22 protein-coding genes, 1 other RNA gene and 1 pseudogene are annotated in these 25,156 nt (G+C 37.3%); 13 read left to right on the top strand and 11 right to left on the bottom strand.

Annotation, left to right across the window (positions count from 1 at the left end; all coding sequences use genetic code 11):
* The first annotated feature begins 70 nt into the window (after positions 1-70).
* Complete coding sequence (locus tag AC27IF_RS15695; protein ID WP_487055282.1) at positions 71-817, top strand: dienelactone hydrolase family protein; 747 nt, start codon at positions 71-73, stop codon at positions 815-817.
* Between the two features lie 153 nt (positions 818-970).
* On the opposite strand, the gene AC27IF_RS15690 is transcribed toward AC27IF_RS15695, so the two are convergent.
* The 3 genes from AC27IF_RS15690 to AC27IF_RS15680 form a co-directional block, all read right to left on the bottom strand.
* Positions 971-1,615: an RloB family protein gene (locus AC27IF_RS15690; protein ID WP_487055281.1), complete on the bottom strand. Its 645-nt coding sequence runs from the start codon at positions 1,613-1,615 to the stop codon at positions 971-973.
* Positions 1,608-2,939, bottom strand: a complete 1,332-nt coding sequence (locus tag AC27IF_RS15685) for an AAA family ATPase (RefSeq protein ID WP_487055280.1) — start codon at positions 2,937-2,939, stop codon at positions 1,608-1,610. The genes AC27IF_RS15690 and AC27IF_RS15685 overlap by 8 nt, the downstream gene beginning before the upstream one ends.
* Before the next feature lie 124 nt (positions 2,940-3,063).
* The gene (locus AC27IF_RS15680) at positions 3,064-4,140 is read right to left on the bottom strand and encodes an Arm DNA-binding domain-containing protein (protein WP_487055279.1); all 1,077 of its coding nucleotides are present in this window, start codon (positions 4,138-4,140) and stop codon (positions 3,064-3,066) included.
* Positions 4,141-4,414: 274 nt separating this feature from the next.
* On the opposite strand from AC27IF_RS15680, the gene AC27IF_RS15675 reads away from it, so the two are divergent.
* Both AC27IF_RS15675 and AC27IF_RS15670 read left to right on the top strand, forming a co-directional pair.
* Complete coding sequence (locus tag AC27IF_RS15675; RefSeq protein WP_487055278.1) at positions 4,415-5,377, top strand: hypothetical protein; 963 nt, start codon at positions 4,415-4,417, stop codon at positions 5,375-5,377.
* Positions 5,378-5,403: 26 nt separating this feature from the next.
* Positions 5,404-6,810, top strand: coding sequence for an OmpA family protein (locus AC27IF_RS15670; RefSeq protein ID WP_487055277.1), 1,407 nt, complete (start codon positions 5,404-5,406; stop codon positions 6,808-6,810).
* A 59-nt stretch (positions 6,811-6,869) separates the two neighbouring features.
* Here the strand turns inward: AC27IF_RS15670 and AC27IF_RS15665 are convergent, their stop codons facing one another.
* The 4 genes from AC27IF_RS15665 to smpB all read right to left on the bottom strand — a co-directional run bounded on the left by AC27IF_RS15665 (position 6,870) and on the right by smpB (position 10,081).
* On the bottom strand, positions 6,870-7,118 hold the full coding sequence (locus AC27IF_RS15665; protein WP_487055276.1) for a hypothetical protein: 249 nt from the start codon (positions 7,116-7,118) through the stop codon (positions 6,870-6,872).
* Positions 7,119-7,425: 307 nt separating this feature from the next.
* Positions 7,426-9,189 (bottom strand): replication endonuclease, encoded by a 1,764-nt coding sequence (locus AC27IF_RS15660; protein ID WP_487055275.1) that lies wholly within the window; start codon positions 9,187-9,189, stop codon positions 7,426-7,428.
* Positions 9,156-9,506, bottom strand: a transfer-messenger RNA (tmRNA) gene (gene ssrA / locus AC27IF_RS15655). Before ssrA ends, AC27IF_RS15660 begins: the two co-directional genes overlap by 34 nt.
* Positions 9,507-9,592: 86 nt before the next feature.
* Entirely contained in the window at positions 9,593-10,081 is a 489-nt protein-coding gene (gene smpB / locus AC27IF_RS15650; protein WP_487055274.1) for an SsrA-binding protein SmpB, read from the bottom strand.
* 143 nt (positions 10,082-10,224) lie between these two features.
* Between smpB and AC27IF_RS15645 the strand changes: the two genes are divergently transcribed.
* Positions 10,225-10,665, top strand: coding sequence for a type II toxin-antitoxin system RatA family toxin (locus AC27IF_RS15645; RefSeq protein ID WP_487055273.1), 441 nt, complete (start codon positions 10,225-10,227; stop codon positions 10,663-10,665).
* A 1-nt stretch (position 10,666) separates the two neighbouring features.
* Positions 10,667-11,050 carry an RnfH family protein gene (locus AC27IF_RS15640; protein ID WP_487055272.1) on the top strand — a complete coding sequence of 128 codons (384 nt, stop codon included), beginning with the start codon at positions 10,667-10,669 and terminating at the stop codon, positions 11,048-11,050.
* 177 nt (positions 11,051-11,227) lie between these two features.
* On the opposite strand, the pseudogene AC27IF_RS15635 reads toward AC27IF_RS15640, so the two are convergent.
* The 3 genes and pseudogenes from AC27IF_RS15635 to nadK all read right to left on the bottom strand — a co-directional run.
* Positions 11,228-11,563: pseudogene (locus AC27IF_RS15635) on the bottom strand (outer membrane protein assembly factor BamE); the annotation flags it as partial.
* 109 nt (positions 11,564-11,672) lie between these two features.
* Positions 11,673-13,364, bottom strand: coding sequence for a DNA repair protein RecN (gene recN / locus AC27IF_RS15630; RefSeq protein WP_487055271.1), 1,692 nt, complete (start codon positions 13,362-13,364; stop codon positions 11,673-11,675).
* A gap of 157 nt (positions 13,365-13,521) precedes the next feature.
* Positions 13,522-14,403: an NAD(+) kinase gene (gene nadK, locus AC27IF_RS15625; protein ID WP_487055270.1), complete on the bottom strand. Its 882-nt coding sequence runs from the start codon at positions 14,401-14,403 to the stop codon at positions 13,522-13,524.
* 187 nt (positions 14,404-14,590) lie between these two features.
* Here nadK and grpE point away from each other — a divergent pair, with 187 nt between their 5' ends.
* The 3 genes from grpE (at position 14,591) to dnaJ (ending at position 18,792) form a co-directional block, all read left to right on the top strand.
* Positions 14,591-15,232: a nucleotide exchange factor GrpE gene (grpE, locus tag AC27IF_RS15620; protein ID WP_487055269.1), complete on the top strand. Its 642-nt coding sequence runs from the start codon at positions 14,591-14,593 to the stop codon at positions 15,230-15,232.
* A gap of 269 nt (positions 15,233-15,501) precedes the next feature.
* Entirely contained in the window at positions 15,502-17,421 is a 1,920-nt protein-coding gene (gene dnaK, locus AC27IF_RS15615; protein ID WP_487055268.1) for a molecular chaperone DnaK, read from the top strand.
* Between the two features lie 231 nt (positions 17,422-17,652).
* Complete coding sequence (dnaJ, locus tag AC27IF_RS15610) at positions 17,653-18,792, top strand: molecular chaperone DnaJ (RefSeq protein WP_487055267.1); 1,140 nt, start codon at positions 17,653-17,655, stop codon at positions 18,790-18,792.
* Between the two features lie 128 nt (positions 18,793-18,920).
* Here dnaJ and AC27IF_RS15605 read toward each other — a convergent pair whose 3' ends face one another.
* Positions 18,921-19,394: an Lrp/AsnC family transcriptional regulator gene (locus tag AC27IF_RS15605; protein WP_487055266.1), complete on the bottom strand. Its 474-nt coding sequence runs from the start codon at positions 19,392-19,394 to the stop codon at positions 18,921-18,923.
* A 281-nt stretch (positions 19,395-19,675) separates the two neighbouring features.
* Between AC27IF_RS15605 and AC27IF_RS15600 the strand changes: the two genes are divergently transcribed.
* Genes AC27IF_RS15600 through AC27IF_RS15580 form a run of 5 tightly spaced genes read left to right on the top strand, consistent with a single transcriptional unit; the run spans position 19,676 to position 25,152 of the window.
* Complete coding sequence (locus tag AC27IF_RS15600; RefSeq protein WP_487055265.1) at positions 19,676-22,468, top strand: monovalent cation/H+ antiporter subunit A; 2,793 nt, start codon at positions 19,676-19,678, stop codon at positions 22,466-22,468.
* Positions 22,468-22,839, top strand: coding sequence for a Na+/H+ antiporter subunit C (locus AC27IF_RS15595; protein ID WP_487055264.1), 372 nt, complete (start codon positions 22,468-22,470; stop codon positions 22,837-22,839). The genes AC27IF_RS15600 and AC27IF_RS15595 overlap by 1 nt, the downstream gene beginning before the upstream one ends.
* The gene (locus AC27IF_RS15590) at positions 22,836-24,353 is read left to right on the top strand and encodes a monovalent cation/H+ antiporter subunit D (RefSeq protein WP_487055263.1); all 1,518 of its coding nucleotides are present in this window, start codon (positions 22,836-22,838) and stop codon (positions 24,351-24,353) included. The genes AC27IF_RS15595 and AC27IF_RS15590 overlap by 4 nt, the downstream gene beginning before the upstream one ends.
* On the top strand, positions 24,353-24,889 hold the full coding sequence (locus tag AC27IF_RS15585; RefSeq protein WP_487055262.1) for a Na+/H+ antiporter subunit E: 537 nt from the start codon (positions 24,353-24,355) through the stop codon (positions 24,887-24,889). Before AC27IF_RS15590 ends, AC27IF_RS15585 begins: the two co-directional genes overlap by 1 nt.
* Positions 24,883-25,152, top strand: a complete 270-nt coding sequence (locus tag AC27IF_RS15580) for a K+/H+ antiporter subunit F (protein ID WP_487055261.1) — start codon at positions 24,883-24,885, stop codon at positions 25,150-25,152. The genes AC27IF_RS15585 and AC27IF_RS15580 overlap by 7 nt, the downstream gene beginning before the upstream one ends.
* Positions 25,153-25,156: the final 4 nt, after the last annotated feature.

Here is a 25,156-nt window from a genome sequence, read left to right as displayed (position 1 = left end):
TGATATACACTATTGTGATGATAAAGTTTTTTCTTTCCATTTTTTAAAGCACTAGGATATTTAGCATTTAATGATTATTCAGCAAAGCAGTCATGATATAAAAACACCAACAGGCTTAATGAGAACTTATATATACCGTCCTCAAACAGCAGGTAAATTCCCAACGATTATTTTCTATTCAGAGATTTTCCAACAAACTGCGCCCATAGCTAGAACCGCAGCAATATTAGCTGGGCACGGTTTTGTTGTGCTTGTTCCTGAAGTGTTTCATGAACTAAACCCTATAGGGACTGTTTTAGGCTATGACGATGCCGGTAAAGAAAAAGGCAATCAAGATAAGTGGACTAAACCTTTAGAGCATCACGATAGCGATACACAAGGCATGGTAGATTTTATTAATCAGCAAGCGTATTGCACTGGGAAAGTAGGTAGTATGGGGGTCTGTATTGGTGGACATTTAGCGTACCGCGCCGCATTAAATGAAAATATTCTTGCAGCTTCATGCTTATATGCTACCGATATCCACTCGGGTGATTTACCAAGTGATACTGATAACGATAGCTTAACACGCACTAGAGATATTAAGGGTGAATTACAGATGATTTGGGGAAAACAAGATCCTCATGTACCTGATGAAGGCCGCATGAAGATTCATCTAAACTTAATAAGCAGCGGCAACACATTTACTTGGCATGAATTTAACGCTAACCATGCGTTTATGCGTGATGAAGGTGAGCGATATGATCCTGCGTTAGCATTACGTGTGTATGGCATGGCGGTAGAGTTATTTAACCGTGTGTTACGTCATGAGAGCTAAAATCTAATTCAGAAATTATTGACTAATTGAGTTTTAGGCGAAAAAAAAGACGCTAAAAAGCGTCTTTTTTTATTGCTGTTGGGCTGGCGGGAATTGAACCTTTGTAATTCATAATTTTATCAGTTAGTTATATTGACTGTGTCATAATGAGTACTATTTAGTGCCATTTAAAATTATTTTATCCAAGAGCTCATAAACATCAGTATATGGGTTTGCTTTAGGGCTATTGACATCATTGTGAGCTTTACTTAAACGTTTCGCTCTTTGTTTTGCGATGGCATAATTTTTGTCAAGAATATATGCACATATATTCTTTGAACCTTTATGATCATATCCTTCTAAGTTATTAGTTAGTTTAGCCTGAAGAGTGTGTCTATGTAAACATTGCGTATGATCATTAACATGTAGTAATGGCCAAATTTCAAAACATGGATTTGAATACGCAACAAATACACCTGCTTCATTTGCTCTTCTCATGGACTCTGAAATTTTTGGATGCTCATCGCAATCGAATACTGACCAAACTTCAAAATTCTTATCTAAAGGATCACTACTTTTACGTGCTCCCTTTTTCAAAGCCTTAATTTTAGAAACTGAATTTTTTACAATAGTTTCAGGTACACCTTGTGCTTTTTCTGGGTAGATATGAACTAAACCATTTCCATGAAGTTTACAAAAGTCATTTAAATAATTAGGCTCTGAATTTTTTCCTTCGCAAAAAGCATATATAGTAAGCTTTGGCTTTTTATGAGGAGCGCTTCTAGAGAGCTTTTTTCTACTAATAACTCTCCTAGCCATTTATATTATCCTCATCGTCCGCACTATCTTCAAACAATGTTTTGACAGAAAAATTTCCTAAAAAAGGTATGCCACCAAACTTTCCATTTAGATATCCATTTCTTAAATTTGATTTTTTGGGAATGTGATAATCAGAAAGAGCTGATAAATGAGTTGCACCGTCTGGACACCTTTCAGTTAACCATACTTGATCTCTTCTTACATCTTTAAAGTTTAAGAGTTGTGTTTCATGTGTAGAAAAAATCAACTGTGCCCCATTAGGGTTTGTTTCCTGACAATTGAATAATTCAACTAACTTTAATGAGAGCAACGTATGCAAACTCGATTCTACTTCATCGACTATCAAGGTTCCTCCTATTTTAAGAGTTCTAAATATGGTTACTAATAGCGAGATTAAAGATTTTGTTCCTAAACTTTCTTCAGAAAACTTAAAGGAAACATCCTCACTTCGAGAATCCTTTCTAAAAATTTCAATAACATGCTCTGTTAATTCGTCTTGGAACCCAAGTCTTATTTCAGATTCTTCGGAAATGACATTTTGCAAGGCACTTGCAAATTTTTTTCTTAATTCTAATTGCATACTATCAATTTCTACTTCAGAAATTTTTAAGCATTGAGCTCCAATATCTACTTTTGAAATAAATTTAGAAATATCACCCTCAAGCCCAAAAGTTTTAATATTTTTAGCTATTTTTTCTTCATTAATATCTAAATTAAACCTAAAACTAAAATTGTTCTCAAAAAAATGAATCATTGAACTTAATAGTTCATGGTTTGCTTTTGCTGCTATTGAAATAAAAAGGTTATGTTTACTGGTGATTTTTGAAATTGATTTATTTTGTCCCTTCAGCGATTTACCAAAGTGATATTTATCGTTTTCCCTTTCATCCCTATGGAACAACAAACTTTTAGCCGCTCTATTGGCATAACTAAAACTATAAAGCCACTCTTCAACTATTTCATTATTTAAAATCGTAAACCCATAATGGTAATGAACATGGTTAAAAATAAAATCGACATCAAATAACTGCTCAGAATCATCATAATCTTTGTTTAATTTAAATTTATATAAATGTTTACCTTCAAGATCACTTTTAGCACTTAATAATAAAATTTTACGAAAAAAATTAAACGCCTTTAGAACGTTAGTTTTACCAGAGCCATTTGCACCATATAAAGCTACAATCGGTAGAACATTTTCTCTAATGGCTGATGTTTCGAGGGTTAAGCCTTCTGAATCATCTTTTCTAATTGATGAAGTAAATAATATTTCTTGATATTTAGAGATTGAACGGTAATTTGAACACCCAAATCTTAATAACATATCTTTTTCCTTTTAATCTTATTACGTGGTATTTTGAATGTTTTTCACGAAAAAGCAAGTTACAAGGAAGGTTATTTCAAATAAGTACCTTTTAATTCGATTATATTACATTATATTTCAAGTTTTATGGTATCCATCGTGCATAGGTGCTTAGTGTCATTGCAATGTCACTATGGCCAAGTTGTTTGGCGACCCATGCAATTGGTTCGTTTTCTGTAAGCATATGTGATGCATAGCTATGGCGAGTGTTGTATTGCTTACGAAATTTTACCCCTGACTTTTTAACAGCTGGCACCCAACCTCGATGATAAATAGCTCTGTCATCACGCCAAGGTTGCATGGTTTTAGGGTTGATAAAAATACGCTCTTGCTTAGTGGGTAATATGGTTAGTTGTGCTTTTAATGCTATTAATGCTTGTGGATGTAACTGGTGTGTTCGCTCACCTGACTTTGTTTTAGTGCCTTTCATACGGCCTTTAACTAAAGCTTTACGAACAAAGATGGCTTCACGCTCTATATCAATATCAGAGCGACTAAGCGCTAAAAGTTCACTAGTTCTAAGTCCTGTCCAAAAAGCAAATTCATACAAATTGCGCACATGCCCTGTCATCTGGGATAGTATCTTTTCACGTTCAATTGCTGTAAATGGCTCGGGCTCTGCTTTAATATGTTTAAAGCGACTAACTCTACTCATAGGGTTACTATCAATCACTTCATCAATGTAAAGCTCCTGAAATGCCGAATGCATAATTGATCGAACATCATTTTTAGATTTACCTGAAAGAGTAGAAGTTGCGCCCCAATCTTTGAATATACTTGGTTTAAAGTTACTTACAGTTAAATGGCCAAAGTTTGGCTCAATATGATGATCGATTTTACTAATGTAACCACGCATAGTTGAATATTCCCATTGGCTTTGATTACGCTTGAACCAGTCATTAATCATTTGGCTAATGGTAATATTGCAAGCTTGGCTGTTAGCTAGTTCCTGTGCTTTTTTACTGGTGGGGAAGTGTTTTAAATAATCAAATTGACCCATAGCAATGTCATATAAAATCGCATCACGCTTTCTCGCCATTTCTTTTAATACAGTTTTGGTTGGTTTTACTTTTATCGTTTCACGACAACGCATACCGTTATAAGTAAACGCAATTTGCACACTACTGTTATTAGCAGTAATACCTGTTAACTTGCTATCCATTTTTCCACCTCTTTAATACCTATTAAAATTCTGCCATCTGGTGCTCGTTTGAAGTGACTATCTATTAACCACTAACCTTTTTTGATTTTTGCTCGTATAGCATCTTCGCTATAACCACATAACTCTGAAAATTTTTTGATTGTTACCCAATTCATGGTTGTCTCACTTCGTCTGATGTAGTTTGCTTTGGGCTAGATAATCGTTTATAACTTGTTGATAAAAAAGAACCTGTCATGGAACAGGTATAGAACACATCAAGGAATAGATAAGCTTTATGGAAGATTACAGACAAGACATTCGAGATGTAAGAAAAGGCTATTCACTGTTAAAAGAGTTTATTGAAAAGTCTAATTGGAAAGCTGATACACCAGTCATGCTATTAGATCGTATATACCAAAAAACTGAAAGCCATGTTAAAAGTGCTGATCATAAATCGATTAGCGCTGCTTTTTTTCCGCCAACCGAAATTACCGATGAGCATGAAGATACAGGATACCCTGCAAAATATGCTCTACGGGATAAGAAAAAACTTGAAAATTTCATTGAAAAAAATAGAGATGAATACGTTGAGTTTCTTGAATCAAATAATGCTAGTTACCAACTAACTATCCAAACAAAATATATTCAAAAGAAAGTATTTTACTTTTTAGCAGTCATCAACTTAAAGCAACACAACAAAAAGAGTTTAGATAAAACTCTAATTGAATATTCTGTAGATGAATTGCCAGAGCCGCAATGGTGGGTTAAACCATTCACTAAATTTATATTCGATGGTTGGAAAAAATGGTTATTTATATTATCTCCTGCGGTAATGTTTATATTCTTTATTGGTGGCTTTTATTACTACCTGCGAATAGCTCCCGCACCAATGTACTTTTTGGTGTACTTCTCCTTAGTTGTTCTTTTTATTTTTATTTATTACATAGCAAAGCCGTTTTATCTTACGTTGGATAACAGTATCGCTATTGTCTCAAATTGGATGCTTCGAATCTCCCAACGAAGTGGTCAAGTTGAAATGCACTACCTCGAAGAAAAGGATAGTGAAGGCTACCCATTAAGAGAAGTTAGACTTTCAATTTATACTGCTGAATGTCCCATATGTGGTGGGAAAGTATTCATTGACAATGGTAAGAATGAGTTCAAAGGGCGTTTAGTTGGTAAATGTCGTAAAGCCCAAACAGAGCATATCTTTAGCTTTGACCATATATGCAAAAAAGGTGCGTTATTACGTAAGTAATTAAATAATATAGCTAAGGAAAACATATGTCCCCATTTAAAAGAAGAAAGCTTATTTTTTGGTTTGTTAAAACTTTGTTTATTGTATATGACTTATCAGGAATTAGGTTTATTGTAGAACATATTATTCCTCCAAAAGCAGACAATAACAATCGGCCTGCGAGCACTTTTGTTGTTTGGACTATTGGTTTGTATATCAGTGCTTTTGGGTTAGCATCAGCTTTGCATGGGCAGCAAAAAGATAATTTAGATCTACAAGTAGGTAATTTATTTTCTAAAATAAATGATAAAAATAGAGATTTCGTGTTGAATAGATTGATTCAACTTCAAAACCAAACTATCCCATTAAGGCCTGTTTTTATTGGGGAAGAAAGTGTAGGTATTATTGATGGTATCCTGAACCCCTTTAAAAGTTTGTATAAGAAAGAAAAGGACTCTAATAATGTAAATGTTATTAAAGACATATTTGCATTAGAGAAATCCAACCTATCAGAGTTGACTTTGGGTGAAGCAGATTTAAGTAAAACTAAACTTAATAATAGTTATTGGAAAGGGTCATCTTTATCTTATATAAATTTCAACGGAACAGACTTAAAGTCTGCAAACTTTAACGAAACTGTTTTTATAAGAAACTCTTTAAACAACACAGTGTTAACAAATGCTAGTTTTTATGATTCTATCATTGAAGGGATTGATTTCACCTCAATTAAGCAACAAGGAAGGTTAAGCTTCAGAAATGCTTTAATAAAGAATTCAATTGTAGAATATTTTTCAAAAATCCCTGAGCCAAGCGCACAAGAAGATCCTGAAACTAAGTTTGATGATAGCGTTATTTATAAATCAATTATTAATTTTTATCTTAGCTATGCAGATATAGGGAATAATATATTTGGTGATAATAATCATAATTTTCTCCATTTGCCGTCAGTACTGATTTTAGATAGTGACGTAAACATTCCAATAAATCATTTCGTAGAGGAGCATGGTGTAGATATTTCTACGGCTTGTGTTTTGAAATCGAAGCATGATGAAATGAGGAGTTCATTACTAATAAAAAAAATAAAAGTTAGTGATGCTAAATACTCTCCGCTTTGTACCGATGTAACGTTAAACTTTAAAGATGACACGACAGTACTAAGCTCTGAAATTGATAAATTATCCATGCAATATATTATTGATTTTTTACATTCAAGAAGTAAGGGAGTCGAGTGTAAAGTTAATTTAAAGGGGCACACCTTAAGTAGAGGATCAAGAGAGTACAATATTGCTTTAGGTGAGAGGTTAGCAAGTTCAGTTGCAAACAGAATTGTTGATACCGGATTCTCCGCACAAGATATAACGAGAGTCTCTTATGGGGAAGAGCAACCAAGGTACTCACGAGAGCGTGATAAATTGAGAAATATAAGAGTAGAAGTTAATATGCAGTGCAACTAACTTCTACAATGTTATCCAAATTGTTAAAGAGCTAGCTCAAATAAATAAGCCATACACCATTAAGTCATTTCTAATAGTGTAATTTGTTGGGTAAAAGTCGATTTTGTTAGTTGTATTAATTCTTTAGGGAATTTAATCATTACTTCAATTTCATCATTTAAGGTAATAACTCCTGCAACAAAGCCAATCACTTCAATCGTTGATTTTGCTTTTTCTTCATCTCCTTTTTTAACCACATGACAATTAAGTAACTCAAAGGCCGTATTTAAGGTAAATTGGTCAACAAAGCCAAATGTTTCTATATTCATATTTAGTATTTCCTGTTGTCGTATTGGGTTAGTACAGTTATTTACACAAGTCCAAGGCGCTTCGCGCTTCTCCTCGTTGCTCAGGCTTCGCCCTCGTCGTCGCTTGTTGCGCTAGATAGTGAAAACGGCAATATTTTTACTCAATTGTCAGTTAAATAACTTCAAACCAGCATTTTGGTGGTAGCACTTACAGAGTTTTTAGTGATGTTGCGCCAAAATACATCTCGACAAATTAACGTCGAAATTATTTCTGTCACTACCTGTTTATTGGTGGTGACTTTTTATAAAGTTTATTTGTGTTACATCGCTATGTTCCTTCTAATTTAGGGAGGATTCCAATGATGCTTTCTAACCATTCTTGAGGTGTTGATCGTGGATGCTTTTTCCAAGTGCGTGTTCTGGTTTTATTGATAATGTTTTTACAAATAATGCCAATAATTGAAGGAGGTTTGATGTCGCCATACCGGGTTAAATTATTTTGAATAACTTCACCTGTTTCAGTATCTACAGTTTCATGGGGCTTATTTTCATAGCAAGGATGAATAGGGCGACTCCTTCTAGGCAGCATTGCACCACCCATAGCGATAACAAACGTCGCCCAATCGCCAGAATCAGCTGCGACAAGCGCAGGCATGACTTCTGGCTGCTCGGACTCCTTTAATCTTCTTAACTCTCGCCAAACTGTTACAGATGGGCCACCAATTTGTTGAAATTGTCTAATATTCCAAAGAGCCGACCAAGCATCTATTTTAGATGCGGCAGGCCTTGAACCATTACCGTATAGATCTTTGCTGATATCAGAGCCATCTATGTTTTTAGAAATATATTTTGCTATATAACCTGAAGCACTGCCTTTTGCTGGATCTATAGAAATAGCTTTGAATCTATGTTTTTGAGCCCCTCTTTCATTACCATCCTCTTGAAGCGCATATTCTTTAAAAGTTGCACGTGTTGCTTTAACATCACTAGGGTGCATAAATAGCAATAGGTGCCAATGAGGTGTTCCATCATGATGTGGCTCAACAACTCTAAAACCATATGGGTTGATGTTTTTCTTTTGCAGGGCAGAGCGGATAAGTTTCCAATTATTATTGAAGTAGTCATTGACTTCTTTTGGGCTTGAACCATTAAATTTAGGATTGCTTTTACCTGCTGATAAAGTTGCATGCATTTTTGACGGGGCGGTAAGGGTATAAAATTCACCGGCATGACCCATTTGATTTGCAACCTCTTCAAACCCTCGTATTCGTGTCATTAATTCAGCTTTACGTATTCTAGGATTAGATACTGATTTATTGTATATATCTAATAAACTGAACGATTGGCCGTCTTCATTAGTGATTTGGTGTGCTATGAGGTACTCAAATGAATTTCTAAGCTGTGCATTTCTATTTTCAACAGCAAAGTTGCTGGCATAACAACTATTGTGCTTATTCACTAGATTAAGTTTTCTAGCTACTTGTTCTATATGTCGAACGCGTAAGGTGTTAACTTTCTTCAGCCACCAGTTAGGGCAACTCAATTTATTAAGGGTAGGGATATATGATTTTTCAATATCAAAAGACGGAATAACTATTGAGTATTTATGGGCTATACCTCGACAAATATTATAAGCCGTTTCTGATTCGCCATATTCAACTACTGTTAATCGACATTTTTGAGAAATGTTATCGCAAAATTTTTTAATAACAGTAATTGAATCAGAAAGGTTTAAGTCATGAAGTATAAGTTCTTTATCAATAGCACCTATGAATAAATTAGCTTCACGTAAGCTTTTCTCCTGATAAATACGAAGATAATGCTTTTTCAATGCACTTTCTAAATAAGGGTGACGGTCAAATATTTTTTTACGGTAGGAATAACATTCGCGAGTACCAATGTTATTTTCAGACGATGGCAAAAACGTGTCAAAATCATGCCATTTTGTAGCCCTATTAGGACTAACTGAGACCAACGGAACGTCAGAATCAAAAAAGCTACAACCATTAGAATCAACGGCTGTAGCTTGATTTTGTTGACTTACGTCAACCATGAGTTTGGTGGAGCTGGCGGGAATTGAACCCGCGTCCAAAAAACCTACATCCTCGGTACTACATGTTTAGTCGATTATTTATTTAACCAATTAGACGCCAATCGACAGGCTTCGTCATGGTGAGCTCGATACTATTTCGCGGTTCAGCCTCAAGCAAGCTTCCCTCGCTAACCTATTTGGGGTGACCATCAATCCTCGAGACAATAGGTGAGACTATGAGGTGATGGCTAGCCTTAAGCGGCTAGTGCGAACGTTTCGTCGTTTGCAATTATAGTTTTGCGGCTTTTTACCAGGCCAACCGCCCCTGGACATGCACCTTGGGTTTCGTGAATCTTGTCGAATCCTGAATCAGCCCCAAGTGTGTTACTTGCGAATAAATCGTTAGCAACAAAGTAATTATATCGCGCTTTCTTACTTAAAACCAAGAGAAATAACTAAATACTTAGCTTAGTTGTTTGTTTTTCATCGCACGACCTTGCTCAACTTTCCATTCTCTATCTTTAATATCAGAACGTTTGTCGTGGTCTTTTTTACCTTTACCTAAATAAAACTCTAATTTTACCCAGCACTTTTTCCAATACATTGCAGTGGCAATAAGTGATAAACCATTTCGCTCAACTGCACCGACAAGTTTATCGAGCTCTCTCTTATTTAAAAGTAGCTTTCTTGGACGGACAGGATCGCAAACAACATGACTAGAAGCCGATATTAATGGGTGAATTTCAGCGCCAACTAAATAAGCTTCTCTGTCTTTTATGTGTACATAGCAATCGGAAATATTAACTTTACCCGTACGGATACTTTTAATTTCCCAACCTTGTAGACTCATACCTGCTTCAAATTTATCGGTTAGAGTATAGTTGTGCCTAGCTTTTTTATTTAAAGCGATGGTATTGCTGTTAGATTTACTTTTTGATTTTTTCTTTGCCATTATTCTTTCCATCCTTAATCGCGCTTATTATACGGAGAAAGCTATGCATTGAAATGAGAAATTTATCTTTTCTTGGATAATGCGCTTTTTCTTGGGGTTTGTTATGATATTGACGATAAATGATTAAAGGTAAAAAACTAAAAATGCCAGCGATAAATCGTAGTGCCCTTGTAATGTACAGTGTTGAACAGATGTTTGAGTTAATTAATGATATTTTAGCTTATCCAAGCTTTTTACCTGATTGTAGTGATAGTAAAATAATTAGCCAATCTGAAGATTCGGTAACAGCTTCGTTGTTAGTGTCTAAAGGTGGTTTGAAAAAGTGGTTTACTACGCAGAATACCTTAATTTCGAATAAAGAAGTGCAATTAACACTTGTTGATGGGCCTTTTAAAAAGTTGCAAGGTAGTTGGGTTTTATTACCTTTATCAGACGAGGCTTGTAAAGTGACTTTAGAGCTCGATTATGAGTTTTCTAATAAAATGTTAGATTTGGCTTTTGGTCGAGTATTTAACCATTTGACTAATAATATGGTGCAAGCTTTTACCCAAAGGGCAAAGGATGTGTACGGAGTAAGTGTTTAACATGAATATAGATTCAGGCACTAATTTTTCTGAAGAAACGTCAGAAACTATTCAGATAGAAGTTGTTTATGGCTTAGCCCACAAACAAAAATTAATGTCATTACCTGTTAAAAAAGATACAACGGTAGAGCAAGGCATTCTAGAGTCAGGAATCATTGATTTATTTCCTGAAATTGACTTAACAGTAAATAAAGTAGGTATTTGGAATAAAGCGGTAAAGCTTGATCAAATACTGGAAGACTTGGATCGAATTGAGGTTTATCGACCATTGATTGCGGACCCTAAAGAGGTTCGAAAACGTCGAGCGGAAAAAGCAAAGTTAGAAGGGCGGGCTGATAAAACTACCGGTGGCCGAGTTAATCCTTTAGCAAAGCAAGAATCATAATTAATTTGATTTGAGGTTAAGCAATAAAATTTAGTTATAAAAAAACGGCATTATTGCCGTTTTTTTTGAGTCGAATTAAGATTGCTATTTACTTTCAGGCTCTGATTCAATAGCTGGCTGTTGAAATTTTTGATTAGCATCAGCGTTGGCATCTTTGGTTTCTGCCGGAGCATTGAAAGGTATATTGAAGTTTTCAGGTAACTCAAAATCACCTTCAGCTGAAACGAGTAAATCTCCTTCAAAGACTATTTTGAAGTTTTTTTGCATGTCTAGATCTTTACTACGACCAGACTTAAAACGGTAAACATAGTTCCAAGTGCTTTTATCGAATGAATCTATTAGCACCGGGCTACCTAATACAAACTTCACTTGCTCTTTAGTCATACCCACTTGCAATTTATCAATACTTTTCTGCTCAAGGTAATTCCCTTGTGGAATGTCAACACGGTATACCCAACTAGAACAAGCAGAAAGAGATAGTGCGATGGTTAATATAGAAACTCGAAACAACATGAAATTTTACTTACCTTAATAAATAGCTAAAAAAGCGTGAGCAGGGATAATAACGAAGCAAGGCGGTAGATACAAAATTATTTTTAATATATTTTCTCTGTTGGCCAAATTAGCTAGCTAATAACTCTTGTGCATTAGCTAAACTATGCTCTGATATTTTATCACCTGCGAGTAAACGCGCTATCTCTTGGACGCGACTTTGCTTACTTAGTTCCGTAACTTTTGTTTCTGTGTGTTCACCATCAGTTAATTTACTAACAAATAGCTGTTGATGTCCTTTACAGGCGACTTGCGGAAGATGTGTAACACAGATAACTTGTGTGTTCTTAGCTAGCTGTTGTAATTTGCTGCCAACCATAGCGGCAGTAGGGCCGCTAATACCGACATCCACTTCATCAAAAATTAGCGTAGGCGTAACAACCTTATCAGCCAAAATAACTTGCATCGCTAAACTAATTCTTGAAAGCTCTCCACCTGAGGCCACTTTGTTCATCGCTTCTAATGCTTGCCCTGGATTGATACTGACCTTGAAGTCGATTTTATCAATACCATTTGTTGATAATGTCGGGCTCTTATTACTATGTAATTCTTTAGCTAAAGTATCGATGGCAATGAAAAACTGACCATCTGGCATATTTAATTCGTGCATACTTTTACTGATCAATTCCCCTAATGACTCGGCGGCAGTATTTCTTGATGCAGATAAAGCCATGGCTGCGTCGTAGTATTTTTGTTCAGTGTTATGTAACTCATCTAATATACTGTCTATCCTTGAGCTATCATGACAAATGTCGGCTAATTCCTTTTTAAGTGATTGGTGAAAATCAGCTAATTTCTCAGGCGCTAGGGCATGCTTTTTCGACAATTGTAGTGTGGTAGAGTAGCGCTCTTCAATAATGGCGTAAGCTTGTGGGTCAAGTTCAAGCTGTTGATAATAATGTGTTAAATCAGAGCTAGCGTCTTCAAGCTGAATAACACTGTTATTAAGGGTTTCAGCAATGTTACTAAGCTCTTTATCGATAGCAGCTAAATTAGAAACATTTTCGCTACACTGCCTTAACGAGTCGAGTACGTTAAAGTTTTCATTTTCAGAGAGTGTTTGCAAAGACTGTAGCGTAGTATCGAGTAGATCTTGAGCATTTGCGTGTCGTTTATAGTCACTTTCTAAGGTTGCAAATTCACCTTGTTGAGGATCAAACTCATCAAGCTCATTAACTTGATATTGAATTAGCTGTTGTTGTGCATCTCGCTGCAATTTGTTTTCTTGTAGTTGTGTTAGCTCTTTATTGAGCTTGTGCCATTGTTTGGCGTAATGTTTTACTGCATCAATAAGCGGAGAATGATCTGCGTATTCGTCAAGTAACTTACATTGCTCACTCGACTTAACAATAAGTTGATGATCGTGTTGACCATGAATGTTAATTAATAACTGACCTATTTCTTTAAGTTGTACCAGTGGCACTTGGCTGCCGTTTATATAAGCCTTAGAACGGCCTTCACTTGAAATTACTCGGCGTAAAATACACTCGCTATCTTGCTCTAACGCTAAATCGTGTTGAGACAGCCACTGTTGCGCATTGTGATTGTTTTTTGTGTCAAATGTAGCGGCAAGTTCAGCTTTTTTGCAATTGGGTCTAACAGCATTTGAGGTCGCTCTATCACCTAAACATAAGCCTAAGGCATCTATTGCGATTGATTTTCCAGCGCCTGTTTCACCCGTGATAGTTGTCATACCTGACTGCCAATCAATATCGAGAGATTTAACAATGGCGAAGTTTTGAATGTTTAGTTGTAAAAGCATAATGCCTAAGCTCAATTACTGTATAAATACTTAGCTGTTAATTTATACAGTAATTGTTTTTTATGCAAGTAATTTATAAAAATACTTAGTAAGGTTTTCCCTATCGCTGATGGGTTAGGGCTTGAGGCATTTTGATAATGTGAAAACGTTAATGCGATTAATAAAGTTTATTACCCCAACTCAGTTTACTGCGTAGTACATTAAAGTAATTATGATCAGTAGGGTGCACAAGTCGTATGGTGTTTTCGCTCTTCTTAATAATAACTTCATCACCTGGCATTACCGCCAAGATAACGTGACCATCACAACTTACTTGTAAACTTTCTTGGTTTTCATTAGCTAAAATCAGTTTGATTTCGCTATCACCATCAACAACAATTGGTCTACTCGTCAGTGTATGCGGAAACATAGGCACTAAGGATAAGGCATTCAAGTTAGGCGTTAAAATGGGGCCACCTGCTGACATAGAATAGGCTGTGGAGCCGGTAGGTGTTGAAATTATTAAGCCGTCAGAACGCTGACTAAACATAAAACTATTGTCTATGTATACTTCAAACTCAATCATGCTCGCTACTTTGCCCGCATGAAGAACTGCTTCATTTACTGCACTGTTAGAGCTTTTCAATTTACCATGACGGTAAACTTCTGCCTCAATAATGAAACGTTGCTCTGAATGAGACTCACCAGCTAATATTTTTGTTAATGGTGTAATAATGTCATCAGGTGAAAGATCCGTTAAGAAACCGAGGTTACCACGGTTAACACCGATTACGCCTATATCAAAACAAGCTAAAACTCTTGCTGCGCCAAGCATATAGCCGTCACCACCAACAACAATGGCGAGGTCTGCTTGCTCACCTATTTCAGTGAGAGAACAAATGTTAATCTTGTCTACTTTTAATGAGCTAGCAACTGAATTCTCAACGAGTATTTGATATTTATTATCAGTTAGGTATTGATGAAGTGCGGTAATGGTTGCACTTGCACCTTGGTGGTTGGGCTTGCCGATAAGTCCAATTGTTTTATAGTGTTTAGCCATAACAATTATTTCGTCATTTAGATCTAATTGAAGGAAGTTTCCCCCTATTTGCGTAGCTTGTAAAGATTGTATTTGATAAAATATTTATTTTATTGGGATAAGGGCTTGAATCATTCAAGTAAGACCCCATTAATAGCAACAATATTATTTTTAGTTTAATCGATACCCAGATTTATTGGAGTTTTTCATGACGACAGAGTCAAACCAGCCAAAAGACACAGCAGCCGAAAAATTGTCACCAGAGCAATTAGCAGATGAGATTGTTCAACAAGCTGAAGAGCAAGTAGAAGAGCAACATGATAATGCTCATGAAGTTCTCAATGAAGACCAAGAGCGTATTAATGAGCTTGAATTAGCACTAGCTACAGCACAAGCGACTGTTGGCGATCAAAAAGACTCTGTTATTCGCGCAAAAGCTGAAGTAGACAATATTCGTCGTCGTGCAGCTCAAGATGTAGAAAAGGCACGTAAATTTGCGTTAGAAAAATTTGCTGGCGAAATGTTAACTACCGTTGATAATCTTGAACGTGCATTGCAAAGCATTGATAAAGAAGATGAAAGTCAAAAAGCTGTTACCGAAGGTGTTGAATTAACACTTCAAGGGTTAATTTCTTCATTAGAGAAGTTTGGTGTTAAAGCTGTTGATCCACAAGATCAACCATTTAACCCTGATTTCCATCAGGCGATGTCTATGCAAGAAGTACCTGATGTTGCACCTAATACGGTTATTGCTGTTATGCAAAAAGGGTATGAGCTAAATGGTCGTTTAATTCGTCCAGCCATGGTAATGGTTTCTAAAGCTGCTCCTGCAGTAGATACTCAAGCATAATTTTTATAAGCGAGTTTATTTGAGAAAATATTCTCCTTGATAGCATTGAAGCAATCGAACAATGAAAATCCGTTAAAGAAATTTAGCGGATTTTTTGTTTTTTTGGCTTTAAAAGCTAAAAGAACAAGTTTTTTTACATTTTTTTCTTATCAATAGTTGAAAAGCAATTTGCTGACCCCACTTACTATTTCAACATCAAATTAGATTTAACATTTACTTAAACCTGAGAGCATTTGGTTTGGTAATAATAATGAATAGGAGCTCCCATCATGGGCAAAATAATCGGTATTGACCTAGGAACAACTAACTCATGTGTAGCTGTTTTAGACGGCGACAGTGTACGTGTAATAGAAAATGCAGAAGGCGATCGTACTACGCCTTCAATCATAGGCTACACAGCTGAAGGTGAAACTTTAGTTGGCCAACCAGCAAAACGTCAATCAGTGACTAACCCTGAAAACACCTTATTCGCTATTAAGCGTTTAATTGGTCGTCGTTTTGAAGATAAAGAAACACAACGCGATATTGAAATCATGCCTTTCGGTATCGTTAAAGCCGATAACGGTGATGCTTGGGTTAAAGTAAAGGGCGATAAAATCGCACCACCACAAGTATCTGCTGAAGTATTGAAAAAAATGAAGAAGACTGCTGAAGACTTCTTAGGTGAAACTGTTACTGAAGCAGTAATTACTGTTCCTGCTTACTTCAATGATTCACAACGTCAAGCAACTAAAGATGCTGGTCGTATTGCTGGTCTTGATGTTAAACGTATCATTAACGAGCCTACTGCTGCTGCCCTTGCTTACGGCATGGATAAAGCGAAAGGTGATAAAGTTGTTGCGGTTTACGATTTAGGTGGTGGTACTTTCGATATCTCAATCATCGAAATTGATGAAATGGATGGCGAGCATACTTTTGAAGTATTAGCGACTAACGGTGATACTCACTTAGGTGGTGAAGATTTCGATAACCGTTTAATTAACTATCTTGTAGCTGAATTCAAGAAAGATGCAGGTATGGACTTAACGTCTGACCCGTTAGCAATGCAACGTTTAAAAGAAGCGGCTGAAAAAGCGAAATGTGAGCTTTCTTCTGCACAACAAACTGATGTTAACTTACCTTACATCACTGCTGATGCTTCTGGTCCTAAGCATATGAACATTAAAGTTACTCGCGCTAAGCTTGAGTCTTTAGTTGAAGATATGGTTAAGGCTACATTAGAGCCACTTAAAGTAGCACTTAAAGATGCTGACTTATCAGTAAGTGACATCGATGATGTTATCTTAGTTGGTGGTCAAACTCGTATGCCACTAGTACAAACTGCTGTTACTGATTTCTTCGGTAAAGAGCCACGTAAAGATGTTAACCCTGATGAAGCGGTAGCTTCAGGTGCTGCGGTACAAGCAGGTGTTCTTTCTGGTGATGTAACTGACGTACTTCTTTTAGATGTAACGCCATTATCATTAGGTATTGAGACTATGGGTGGTGTGATGACTAAAGTTATCGACAAAAACACGACTATCCCAACTAAACAGTCGCAAACTTTCTCTACAGCTGATGACAACCAAGCTGCAGTTACTGTACATGTTGTACAAGGTGAGCGTAAGCAAGCAAGTGCTAACAAATCACTTGGTCAATTTAACCTTGAAGGTATTGATCCAGCACCACGTGGTACACCGCAAATCGAAGTAACTTTCGATATTGATGCCGATGGTATCTTGCATGTTACGGCTAAAGATAAGAATACTGGTAAAGAGCAAAAAATTACTATTAAAGCCTCTTCAGGTTTATCTGATGAAGAAGTAGAGCAAATGGTAAATGATGCTGAAGCGAATGCTGATGCTGATGCTAAGTTTGAAGAATTAGTTTCTGCCCGTAACCAAGGTGACGGTATGGTTCATGCTACTCGCAAGCAAGTTGAAGAAGCAGGCGATGAGCTACCAGCGGAAGATAAAGAGAAAATTGAAGCGGCATTAACTGAGCTTGAAGAAGCCATTAAAGGTGATGATAAAGAAGCGATTGATGCTAAAACTCAAGCGCTAATGGAAGCATCTGCTAAGTTAATGGAAATTGCTCAAGCGAAAGCACAAGCTCAAGGCGCGCCAGAAGGTGCAGCTCCTGAAGCTGACGCAGCTCCTGCAGACGACGTTGTAGATGCAGAGTTTGAAGAGGTTAAAGACGATAAGTAATTTTTGTCTGTAGGCGGGATTTTAATCGCGCTTGGTAGTTAAGTCTGCGCGAACAAGTTCCCGCCTACAATATGAATAGATTTAAAGCGTCGTTAATCGGCGCTTTTTGTGTGTAGCCTATTTGAAAAAAGTATTTAAATTTTGGTTCTGATTTTCATGATTTCTTAAGTGATTTTGAGTCAGAAATTAAGAAAATCAGTATCATTCAACTTGAAGTAAAGAAATAGATTTATGTCAAAACGTGATTATTATGAAGTTCTTGGTGTTTCTAAAAGCGCTGAAGACAAAGAAATTAAAAAAGCCTATAAAAAGTTAGCGATGAAGTTTCATCCTGATCGTACTCAAGGTGATAAAGCAAAAGAAGAAACTTTTAAAGAAATTAAAGAAGCGTATGAGGTCTTAAAAGACGACCAAAAACGCGCTGCTTATGATCAATATGGTCATGCTGCCTTTGAACAAGGTGGTCACGGTGGTGGCGGCGGTGGCTTCGGCGGCGGTGGTTTTGGTCAAGATTTCGGCGATATCTTCGGTGATATCTTTGGTGGTGGCGGCGGTGGTCGTGGCCGTCAACGTCAGCAACGAGGCTCTGATCTTCGTTACAATGTTGAGCTTAACCTTGAAGATGCAGTTAAAGGTAAAAACCTAGAAATAAAAGTTCCTACTTATGTGAGTTGTGATCCATGTGACGGCTCAGGTGCTAAAAAAGGCACTTCAGCTAAAACATGTAGTACATGTCATGGCCATGGCCAAGTACAGATGCGCCAAGGCTTATTTGCGGTACAACAAACGTGTCCAACCTGTAGCGGTAAAGGTAAGGTTATTTCTGACCCTTGTACTTCATGTCGCGGTCAAGGACGAGTTGAGAAAACTAAAACCTTGTCTGTTAAGATTCCAGCGGGTGTTGATACGGGTGATAGAATCCGATTATCAGGTGAAGGTGAAGCGGGAGAGCATGGCGCCCCTGCAGGTGATTTATACGTACAAGTGAATGTACGTGATCATGATATCTTTGTTCGTGATGAAAACCACTTGTACTGCGAAGTACCTATTAGCTTCGTAACTGCAGCATTAGGTGGCGAAATTGAAGTGCCTACTTTAGGCGGCAAAGTAAAACTTAAAGTACCTAAAGAAACACAAACCGGGAAAATGTTCCGTTTACGTGGTAAAGGTGTTAAATCAGTTCGTAGCTCTTCTACTGGTGATTTAATGTGTAAAGTGGTACTTGAAACACCAGTTAACTTATCAGGTGATCAAGCTGACTTATTACGTCAATTAGAAGAAAAAATGGGTAAAAGCAGTAAGAAGCATAGCCCTAAAGAAACAGGCTTCTTCGATGGTGTGAAAAAGTTCTTTGATGACTTAAAAAGCTAGTCACTCACGCTGACATTAATACTAAAAAGCCACATAAAGATTTTTCTTTATGTGGCTTTTTGTTAGTGAATCTAAGTTCAGCTTAATAAATGTTTCTTAAACCGAGTTCAGGTTAGTTAATATTTGAATTAATCGTCTGATTGAAAGTTTGGTAGTACGCCGCTGCGACTGTGTTCAAATACAAGTGATGTTTCAACTGTGGTTACTTCATCGCGAGAGGTAATGTTTTTAAAGACAAACTGGCGTAAATGTTCGCTGTCTTGTACCGACATATGGATGTAGTAATCATAGCTTCCGCCCATATGGTATAGGTTTAAAATTTCAGGATATTGTAATAAGTCATCACGGAACTTATTCACGATTTGCTCTGAATAAGGTTGAAGTCGTATAGCGGCAATCGCTTCAATATTACCTCCAATGGTATTTAAATTAACATCAATATAAGCACCTTTGATGACACCATTTTGTTTTAAACGTTTTACTCGTTCTAAACAAGTTGATGGCGCAATGCCTATTTTGGCGGCTAATTCTTTATTGGTGATATCTGCATCGTTATATAAAATAGTTAATATACGTAAATCGATACTGTCTAACTTCTTCATATTTATCTCATTAATTCCTTAATACTTTACTGAGATAAATACTACACTTAATGCGGGTAAATAAACCAGTTAATTTCCCATTTTATTTGAATTTTTAACGTAAATAATAATTTTAACCGAATTATTTTTAGAGTTTAGATAAAAACATTGTCTTATATCGTGATAAAATCGTTACAAATTTTCACAGTGATAATGTTTGCCAGTACTAGGTGGTTTGACATATTATGACCATCTCTATAGTTATCATGACTTCTAATTAGAAAAATTAAAAAGGTTTCTCTATGACTTTGCTTTGGATACCCTTGATATCCTTACTAGGCAGTATAATTTCTTCAATGACAGGTAAATTAACACGAAATCAATCGACAGGATTGACTTTGTTGATGCCTTTTGTTGCTTTAATCATGACCATTAACTTAGCACCTGCGGTACTTGCAGGTGAAGTTATTCGAGATACTGTTTCGTGGATCCCTTTGCTGGGTATCGATATAGCGTTTCGCTTAGATGGCTTAGCGTTATTGTTTGTTTTTATGATATTGGTGATAGGTATTTTAGTTATTTTTTACGCTAGATACTATCTCAGTAGTAAAGACTCCATGCCTAAGCTCTATGCTTATTTGATGTTATTTATGACGGCAATGCTTGGTATTGTAATGTCTAATAATATTATTCAGCTGTGGTTCTTTTGGGAGCTAACTAGCATAAGTTCATTTTTACTTATTAGTTATTGGTGGCATAAATCAGAAGCCCGTCAAGGCGCACAAATGGCGTTAGCGATAACGGGCGCTGGTGGTCTGGCTTTATTAGCAGGCTTGCTGTTATTAGGAAATATTGTTGGTAGTTATAATTTAGATGTAATTTTAGCAAGTCGAGATATTATTCATGCTCATGCTTGGTATGAAGTGACCTTGATATTGATATTACTGGGTGCTTTTACTAAGTCAGCACAATTTCCATTTCATTTTTGGCTACCTCATGCCATGGCGGCTCCTACGCCGGTAAGTGCTTATTTACACTCTGCAACTATGGTGAAGGCTGGTGTCTTTTTGCTAGCACGTTTTTATCCTGCGTTAGCGGGGACAGATATTTGGTTCCTTATTGTCAGCTTTACTGGCTTAGCAACCTTGCTTTTTGGCGCTTATGTAGCGTTATTTAAGCATGATTTAAAAGGTTTATTAGCGTATTCAACCATCAGTCATTTAGGTTTAATTACTTTATTATTTGGCTTAGATACCAAGCTTGCGGCAGTGGCGGCTATCTTTCATATAATTAACCATGCAACGTTTAAAGCCTCGTTATTTATGGCAACCGGTATTATTGACCATGAAACCGGTACTCGTGATATGCGTAAACTCAACGGTATGTGGCGCTTTATGCCTTATACCGCCACCTTGGCGATGGTGGCGGCCGCGGCGATGGCGGGTGTGCCATTACTTAATGGTTTCTTATCTAAAGAAATGTTTTTTGCCGAAACCTTGCACCAACAACTACTTGGTTCAATGTCTTGGCTTATCCCTATTCTTGCCACAATTGCAGGAGCATTTGCTGTTGCTTATTCGGCGCGCTTTATTCATGACGTATTTTTTAATGGTAAGCCAGTTAATTTACCCAAGCAGCCAAGTGAGGCACCGCGTTACATGCGGGTGCCGATTGAAGTACTGGTTGCTTTATGTTTGATGGTGGGGATTATTCCAAACTTTATCGTTAATGATATTTTAAGTGCTGCATCTATGGCGGTATTAGGGGGCTTCGTTCCTGAATTTAAAGTGGCGCTATGGCATGGCTTTAATTTACCATTATTGATGAGTGCTATTGCAGTAGGTGGTGGGTTATTACTTTATACTCAGCGTCATCACTTATTTCAATTTCAAGCTTCATTACCGTCTTTAAATGCTAAAGAAGCTTTCGATGAAATACTCTCTGCAGTAACTAAGTGGTCTCAAGATAAAATAAACGCAATAGAAAATGGTTCTTTACAGCGCTATGTAATGCTAATGCTTGTCATCGTGTTATTTTTTGCTGCTTGGCCATTATTTGAAATGAGCCATTTAGGCGGTGATAAAGAGCTAACACCTATTGATGTGCATAATGCTATGGGAGCAGCACTATTAATGATAGGTGCGTTAAGCACGGTTATCTGGTATCACTCACGTGTTATTTCATTGTTGATGTTATCTGTTGTTGGTTTGATGGTGTCCATTGCTTTTACCCGCTTCTCAGCACCAGATTTAGCCTTAACACAGCTGACAGTAGAAGTAGTTACGGTCATTTTACTTATGTTAGCGTTATTCTTTTTACCGCAGCGCTCACCAAGAGAGTCGAGCTCTATGCGAGTATTGCGAGATATTGGTATATCAACGGGTTTAGGTATTGTAGTCGCGAGTATTTGTTATGCTTTAGTGACACGACCACTTGATTCTATTTCTGATTTTTTCTTAGCTAACGCAAAAACAGGCGGTGGTGGTACCAATGTGGTTAATGTCATTTTGGTGGATTTTCGCGGCTTTGATACTTTAGGTGAGATTTGTGTGCTGGGTATTGCAGCATTAGGTATTTATAAATTATTAGCTAATTTACCGCTATTAATTCCTAGTCGTGATAGTGAAGGGCGGCCTTGGGCGAAAGAGCGCTACCCTATGTTGTTAGCGAGTATTTCTCAATCACTATTGCCGTTAGCGTTATTGGTTTCATTTTATATTTTCTTACGTGGACATAACTTACCTGGTGGCGGATTTATCGCTGGTTTAGTGACCGCGGTTGCCTTTATTTTGCAATATATAGCGCATGGTTCACATTGGATTGCTGAGCGGATCACGATAAATTATCGCAAGATTATTGCTGCTGGTGTGGCTATCGCGTTATTTACCGGTGTTGGTAGTTGGTTCTTTGGTAGACCTTTCATGACAACTTGGTTTGAATATTTTTATATCCCTCTTATTGGCGAGATTGAACTTGCCAGTGCCTTAGTGTTTGATGTGGGTGTTTATATAACGGTTGTTGGCTCAACGTTAATGATTTTGGCAAGTCTTGGCCAATTAACGGCTGATGAGTCTAAAAAAGAGGTGAATAGTTAATGGAATTACTTTATGCATCCTGTGTTGGGGTCTTAGTCGCGTGTGGCGTGTTTTTAATCCTAAGAGCAAGAACATTTCCTGTCGTTCTTGGGCTCACTATGTTTTCGTACGCGGTTAATTTATTTCTATTTTCTGCCGGACGTTTAAGCCTTAATAAAGCTGCAGTACTTGGCTTTAGTACTGACTATGCCGATCCTTTACCGCAAGCGCTAGTACTTACCGCTATTGTAATTGGTTTTGCCATGACGGCGTTTGTGGTTATTTTAGCCATTAGAGCTCGTGTTGACTTAGGTAATGATCATGTTGATGGTCAACCTGTAGAGGCTAATGATAGCAAAACTGATAGTCAAGATAAGCAGGTGACCCCATGATGCAACATTTAGCCTTTTTCCCGGTTTTATTACCTATGTTTGCGGGTGTTATTTTATTAACGTCTCTCTTTGGTAAAACTAAAACTCAAAGAAGAGTCACTTCAGTATTACTGAGTATTTTTACTTTTTTAGCTTCACTAGCTTTATTGTTAAAAGTGCAAGCCAGTGGCACGCAAGTTTATGCCATTGGAGATTGGAGTGCGCCTTTTGGTATCAGCCTAGTAGCGGATCCCTTATCAACTTTATTGGTTTGCTTAACGACCTTTCTTGGCGTTATGTGTGCATTATACGCCAGTTCCGGTGATGATGAAAAAGGCAGCTTTTTCCATCCGCTTATTCACTTTTTAGTGTTGGGAGTTAATGGCGCTTTTTTAACAGGTGATGCTTTTAATTTATTTGTCTTTTTCGAAGTATTATTAATCGCTTCATATTCTTTACTTATGCATGGCGGCGATAAGAAAAATACCCGTGCAGCGCTGCATTATGTGATCATGAACCTAGTTGGCTCAGCGATTTTCTTAATTGCTTTAGGGATTTTATACGGTGTGTTAGGTACGCTGAATATGGCTGACATGGCGCAAAAAGTTGCGCTATTGCAAGGTGATGATGTTTACTTGGCAAAAATTGGCGGCATGTTATTACTGGTGGTTTTTGCACTAAAAGGGGCTTTATTACCTTTGCATTTATGGCTGCCAAATACGTATGCCAGTGCTGTCCCTGCTGTTGTGGCTCTTTTTGCCATTATGACTAAAGTAGGCGTGTATTCAATGATGCGCGTTTATACCTTAATTTTTGGCGAGCAAGCTGGCGAGCTAAGTCATATCGCACAAAACTGGTTATGGTGGTTAGCAATAGCGACTATTGCTATGGGTGCTATTGGTGTTTTAGCGAGTAAAGATTTAAGAAAACTGACCGCCAATTTAGTGATTGTTTCTGTTGGTACCTTAGTGGCGTTAGTAGCAGTGCAAACTGTCGAGGCGAGTGCTGCTGCAATATATTATTTAGTGCACTCAACCTTGGTTACTGCCGCTCTATTTCTTTTAGCAGGGCTTATTGGTGCTCAACGAGGTAAGGCAGCTGATCGCATCAGCGTCGGATCACCTATGTTACAACCAAGGCTTTTAGGTGTTTGCTTTTTAATTGCGAGTATCGCTGTAATAGGCATGCCACCACTGTCGGGTTTTATTGCCAAGATTTGGTTACTTGAAGCGACGATAAACTTAGAATATACCATGGTCTTTTGGCCACTCTATATTTTAGCAAGTCTCGCGATATTAGTGAGTGTTGCCAAAGCCGGAAGTACGGTATTTTGGCATCAAGAAGGCGAAGCGATAGATAATGCTGAGCAAACACGAGTTCACCCTGCACAATTAGCCGCATTAGTTATGCTAACAGCATGTGCGCCATTGTTGAGTATATTTGCCGGGCCTTTAAGTGAATATGCACTTGGGGCTGCGACTCAGTTACATGATGTCAGCAATAATATTAACCTTATTCTTATGGGAGGAAAATAATGCGCTTAGAAGCAAAATTTAAGTGGTTACCTGCGCCTGTTTTAAGCCTGTTGCTTTTCGCGGTTTGGCTATTCTTAAATAATAGTTTATCAGCGGGACATATTTTATTGGCGTTAATTTTAGCAGTCGCTATTCCTTTAGTGACAAATCCATTTAGAGAAAAACAGCCGCTCATTGTAAAGCCGGGCTTGGCAGTTAAGCAGCTTTTATTGGTGTTATATGACATTATTACCGCCAATATTCAGGTGGCCATATTAATTTTAGGACCAACTAAAAAGCTCACTCCAGGTTTTGTTAAAGTACCACTAGATTTAACCGAAAATATGCCAATTACTATTTTGGCAAGTACTGTGTCGTTAACGCCGGGAACCGTAAGTGCTGAAGTTTATCCATGGGAAGAGTCCTTGGCTGAAGGGGAAGAGCCTAAAAAGCGTTTTTTGCTCATACATGTCCTTAATCTTGAGGATGAAGACGCCTTAATTGAGACCATTAAGACACGTTATGAAGCACCTTTAAAGGAGATATTTCAATGCTAGCAACGGTAATATTAATTGTTTTTGCCATGATAGGCGTGTCGTTACTTTTAAATGTATGGCGCTTATTAATTGGCCCGTCTACACCTGATAGGATATTGGCGCTTGATACCATGTATATCAACAGTATCGCTTTGATTATTTTGTATGGTATGAGTTTAGGCACTACCTTGTATTTTGAAGCAGCGTTGTTAATCGCTATGCTTGGCTTTGTTAGCACCGTAGCGGTATGCAAATACCTATTACGTGGCGATATTATCGAATAGGAGG

The sequence above is a fragment of the Colwellia sp. KS18-150 genome (assembly GCF_057551365.1).
The sequence above is the reverse complement of the archived record's forward strand: the minus strand, read 5'-3'. Positions and strand labels throughout refer to the sequence as shown.

What these genes read in the sequence shown, in the direction of transcription:
- AC27IF_RS15695 (WP_487055282.1), top strand. Translation starts at nt 71, where the DNA reads ATGATTATTCAGCAAAGCAGTCATGATATAAAAACACCAACAGGCTTA.
- AC27IF_RS15690 (WP_487055281.1), bottom strand. Translation starts at nt 1,615, where the DNA reads ATGGCTAGGAGAGTTATTAGTAGAAAAAAGCTCTCTAGAAGCGCTCCT.
- AC27IF_RS15685 (WP_487055280.1), bottom strand. Translation starts at nt 2,939, where the DNA reads ATGTTATTAAGATTTGGGTGTTCAAATTACCGTTCAATCTCTAAATAT.
- AC27IF_RS15680 (WP_487055279.1), bottom strand. Translation starts at nt 4,140, where the DNA reads ATGGATAGCAAGTTAACAGGTATTACTGCTAATAACAGTAGTGTGCAA.
- AC27IF_RS15675 (WP_487055278.1), top strand. Translation starts at nt 4,415, where the DNA reads ATGGAAGATTACAGACAAGACATTCGAGATGTAAGAAAAGGCTATTCA.
- AC27IF_RS15670 (WP_487055277.1), top strand. Translation starts at nt 5,404, where the DNA reads ATGTCCCCATTTAAAAGAAGAAAGCTTATTTTTTGGTTTGTTAAAACT.
- AC27IF_RS15665 (WP_487055276.1), bottom strand. Translation starts at nt 7,118, where the DNA reads ATGAATATAGAAACATTTGGCTTTGTTGACCAATTTACCTTAAATACG.
- smpB (WP_487055274.1), bottom strand. Translation starts at nt 10,081, where the DNA reads ATGGCAAAGAAAAAATCAAAAAGTAAATCTAACAGCAATACCATCGCT.
- AC27IF_RS15645 (WP_487055273.1), top strand. Translation starts at nt 10,225, where the DNA reads ATGCCAGCGATAAATCGTAGTGCCCTTGTAATGTACAGTGTTGAACAG.
- AC27IF_RS15640 (WP_487055272.1), top strand. Translation starts at nt 10,667, where the DNA reads ATGAATATAGATTCAGGCACTAATTTTTCTGAAGAAACGTCAGAAACT.
- recN (WP_487055271.1), bottom strand. Translation starts at nt 13,364, where the DNA reads ATGCTTTTACAACTAAACATTCAAAACTTCGCCATTGTTAAATCTCTC.
- nadK (WP_487055270.1), bottom strand. Translation starts at nt 14,403, where the DNA reads ATGGCTAAACACTATAAAACAATTGGACTTATCGGCAAGCCCAACCAC.
- grpE (WP_487055269.1), top strand. Translation starts at nt 14,591, where the DNA reads ATGACGACAGAGTCAAACCAGCCAAAAGACACAGCAGCCGAAAAATTG.
- dnaK (WP_487055268.1), top strand. Translation starts at nt 15,502, where the DNA reads ATGGGCAAAATAATCGGTATTGACCTAGGAACAACTAACTCATGTGTA.
- dnaJ (WP_487055267.1), top strand. Translation starts at nt 17,653, where the DNA reads ATGTCAAAACGTGATTATTATGAAGTTCTTGGTGTTTCTAAAAGCGCT.
- AC27IF_RS15605 (WP_487055266.1), bottom strand. Translation starts at nt 19,394, where the DNA reads ATGAAGAAGTTAGACAGTATCGATTTACGTATATTAACTATTTTATAT.
- AC27IF_RS15600 (WP_487055265.1), top strand. Translation starts at nt 19,676, where the DNA reads ATGACTTTGCTTTGGATACCCTTGATATCCTTACTAGGCAGTATAATT.
- AC27IF_RS15595 (WP_487055264.1), top strand. Translation starts at nt 22,468, where the DNA reads ATGGAATTACTTTATGCATCCTGTGTTGGGGTCTTAGTCGCGTGTGGC.
- AC27IF_RS15590 (WP_487055263.1), top strand. Translation starts at nt 22,836, where the DNA reads ATGATGCAACATTTAGCCTTTTTCCCGGTTTTATTACCTATGTTTGCG.
- AC27IF_RS15585 (WP_487055262.1), top strand. Translation starts at nt 24,353, where the DNA reads ATGCGCTTAGAAGCAAAATTTAAGTGGTTACCTGCGCCTGTTTTAAGC.
- AC27IF_RS15580 (WP_487055261.1), top strand. Translation starts at nt 24,883, where the DNA reads ATGCTAGCAACGGTAATATTAATTGTTTTTGCCATGATAGGCGTGTCG.